The organism is Streptomyces sp. NPDC000075, from assembly GCF_040301925.1.
GTDB lineage: Bacteria > Actinomycetota > Actinomycetes > Streptomycetales > Streptomycetaceae > Streptomyces > Streptomyces polychromogenes.
In genome coordinates this window covers 1-2,950 of sequence record NZ_JBEPFL010000081.1, presented here as the reverse complement: position 1 = coordinate 2,950, position 2,950 = coordinate 1, and the positions used below count along the sequence as shown (strand labels likewise).

5 protein-coding genes are annotated in these 2,950 nt (G+C 73.9%); 3 read left to right on the top strand and 2 right to left on the bottom strand.

The window, feature by feature from the left end; genetic code table 11:
• The 3 genes from ABT403_RS38955 to ABT403_RS38945 form a co-directional block, all read left to right on the top strand.
• Nucleotides 1-86: aggregation-promoting factor C-terminal-like domain-containing protein (locus ABT403_RS38955; protein WP_502966017.1), on the top strand; the 86-nt coding region annotated here is incomplete at its 5' end.
• A 193-nt stretch (nt 87-279) separates the two neighbouring features.
• Nucleotides 280-741, top strand: a complete 462-nt coding sequence (locus ABT403_RS38950) for a hypothetical protein (protein ID WP_344162324.1) — start codon at nt 280-282, stop codon at nt 739-741.
• A gap of 290 nt (nt 742-1,031) precedes the next feature.
• A complete protein-coding gene (locus ABT403_RS38945; protein ID WP_344162321.1) occupies nt 1,032-1,826 on the top strand; it encodes a maleylpyruvate isomerase N-terminal domain-containing protein in 795 nt (264 codons plus the stop codon).
• Nucleotides 1,827-1,865: 39 nt separating this feature from the next.
• Here ABT403_RS38945 and ABT403_RS38940 read toward each other — a convergent pair whose 3' ends face one another.
• Together ABT403_RS38940 and ABT403_RS38935 are read right to left on the bottom strand one after the other, a co-directional pair.
• Nucleotides 1,866-2,510: a disulfide bond formation protein B gene (locus ABT403_RS38940; protein WP_344162318.1), complete on the bottom strand. Its 645-nt coding sequence runs from the start codon at nt 2,508-2,510 to the stop codon at nt 1,866-1,868.
• A 12-nt stretch (nt 2,511-2,522) separates the two neighbouring features.
• Nucleotides 2,523-2,681, bottom strand: coding sequence for a hypothetical protein (locus tag ABT403_RS38935; protein ID WP_344162315.1), 159 nt, complete (start codon nt 2,679-2,681; stop codon nt 2,523-2,525).
• Nucleotides 2,682-2,950: the final 269 nt, after the last annotated feature.

Genomic DNA, 2,950 nt, shown 5'->3' with positions numbered 1-2,950 from the left:
TCAAGTGGGGCCTGGACTACATGAACGACCGCTACGGCAGCCCCGTCGCCGCCTGGAACTTCTGGCAGGCCAACCACTGGTACTAAACCACCAGCGGAACCACCCCAGCACCCCACGCAGAGCCGCCCACCCGGACCCCCGGGCGAGCGGCTCTTCGCGTCGGCGGGCCGCAGGCCCCTCTTGGCCCGCCACCACAGGTAGTGACCGAGGCTCTCCGGATGGCCGTTTCCGGCCTGTTCGCGCCTGCCGGTGCCGGTCCTACCCTGGCTCATGCCATGGATGACGTTGGTGAGTGCCGTGGTCGGCGCTCTGATCGCGACCGCCTCCGCCGCCCTGCTGGACCGCACCCGCTGGCGCCGTGAGCGGGACGACCGCCTGCTCGCCGCACGGCGCGTCCTCTACGCCGACTACCTGGCCGCCCTCTCCCAGGCGCGCAACGCCTTCCGGGGCCTGGCCCGTGACCCGGACATGGACCCCGGCGAACGGGCGCGCTGCGCCCGTGAGAGCTTCGCGCCCTGTTGCGGCGTGCGCTACCAGATGTCGATCACCGCGGCCTCCACGGTGGTCACCGCCTCCGAGTACGCCTTCCGCCGCCTTCGCGACGTCCGGGACCTGGCGGCGCGTGGCGTCCTGGCCGAGGACGCGGCGTACGCCGACGGGCGGACGGAGTGCGAAGCGGCGCTCACCCGGCTGCGGGCCGCCATGCGCCGCGACCTCGGCGCGGAACCGGTACGTTCCTAGGGCCTGTCGTCAAACTCCCGTCGTCGCCCGGAGGGCGGCCCCACGGCGTCATGGGGGTCCCCCCTGCTCGAGCGAAGCCGAGAGCTTGGGGGAGCGTGCTCTCGGTGTGCCGGGCGGAAGCCCGCGTACTGGACGTACTTGGCTTTCGCCCGGTGCGGCGAGAGCGCGTGCCAGGCGTCGTGGGGCAGACGGGAGTTTGACGACAGGCCCTAGTCCCGGCGCCCTCTGCCTTCCGCCGCGTCGGCGAAAAATCCCTGTCCGGAAATCCGGACGACTGATAGACAGCCGCAGTGGAACATGATCTCGAATTCTCCGACCTGCTGCGGCTGATCGACGAACGGTCGGCCGCCTTCCGTGCCGCCGTCGCCGGCGCCCCCGACCTCGACGCGCAGGTGCCCGGCTGCCCCGAGTGGACCCTGTTCGACCTCGCCCGGCACCTGGGCGGGGCAGACCGGTTCTGGGCCGCCGTCGTCGCCTCGGGGCCTGCCGCCGAACCCCCGGCCGACGCGGTCGCCGCCCGCGCCGCCCTGGTCGCGCCGCGAGAGCGGGAAGCGCTCTCGGCCTGGCTGGAGGAGTCGACCCGGGCGCTGCTGCACGCCCTGCGGGAGGCGGGACCCGGGCGTGGATGCTGGACGTGGTGGGGAGCGTCGCAGTCGCCCCGGACCTCCGGCGGCGTGGCACGGCACCGGGTGCAGGAGACCGCGGTGCACACCTACGACGCCCAGGCCGCCCAGGCGGCCCCGCAGCCGCTGCCCCGGGAGGTGGCCCTCGACGGCGTCGACGAGTTCCTGGCCACCTGCGTCGCGACGCCCGCCGCCTGGCCGCACCAGCCCACCGCCCTCGACTTTCACACGGCCGAGGGCCGCTCGTGGCGCCTGACGCTCGACGCCGACGGCGCACGGCACACCCGCCTGCCCGCCACCGCCGCCCCCGGTGAAGAGCCGGAGGCGGCCGGTGTGTCCGTCAGCGGTACGGCGAGCGAACTGGTCCTCTTCGTCTACGACCGGATCCCGGCGGACTCCGTCCGGATCGACGGGGACGCGGGCCTCTTCGACCTGCTCCGCGCCTGGGAACCGGAGGAGTAGAGGGTCACGCGACCGTGCGCCGTCGGCCCCCTGACGGCCTCACCGCAGGTCGGTGATCAGCCGGTAGGCGGTCGGGGCACCCGGCATCTGCCAGTGCAGGCCCTGGAGGAAGAGGCAGGCCACCAGGTTGCTGACCGCGAAGAACGCCAGGACGGTCAGGGTGAGGCCGGCCGCGCGGCGCAGGGCCGGTGTGGCCTGGGCGGAGCCCAGCGGCTGGAACTCCCGTGCCAGGACGAGGTTCACGGCGGCGGAGAGCACGGCGGCCAGGAAGACGATCGCCGCCCAGGTGTACAGGTGCAGACCGAACAGGGCACCCGCGTAACCGGGGTCCGGGGGCACGACGTGCATCAGCACCTGCGACGCGGAGACGGTACTGCCGATCAGCGCCGAGGCGACGGCCACGCCCCACCCGGACGCGAACTCCGCCGTGCCCACGGCGCCCTTGCGTGAACGGGCGATGATCATGGCCGGGCCGAGTGCGCTGAGCAGCATGAACATCCGCTGGAGCAGGCACATCGGGCAGGGGTGTTCCCCGAGGGCGAACTGGAAGACGTACGCGCCGCCCACGGTGGCGCACATGCCGAGGACGTAGGCGTGGGCGAACCACAGGCCGAGGCGATGGGTGAGCCGGGCGGGGGGAAGGGCCCGGTCGGGGAAGGCCGTGGTGGCTGCGGTGGCGGTCATGGCGGCTCCTCCTCAGAAGCTCAGGCCGAAGGGGCGGTCGAGGTGCGGAAGGAACGCGAGCGTGGTGAGCGCCAGCGTTCCCGCCCACAGCGACAGCCGCGCCCTGCGCGGCCAGTCGCGCAGCACCGCCCACAGGCACAGGGAGATCAGGAGGAACAAGAGGGTGTACATGGTGTCCTTGCTTCATCGGAAGGCTCTTGCCCCCACCCTCGTCCGGCCCGCCCGCCCCCGGTAGAACCCGCGCACCGATGTCCCCATAAGCCGCCCCTATACCCCGCGCCCGCCGCCGGCCGCCGGCCGCCCGCCGCCGGCCGGCGGCACCGCGGGCGGGTGGGGGGGGGGGGGTGGGGGCGGTCCGCGGGGCGACACCCGGCGCAGTTGCCGCGCGCGGGGGCGGGGCGGGAGGAGAAGAACGGGGCGCGGGCGCACGCCCCCACACA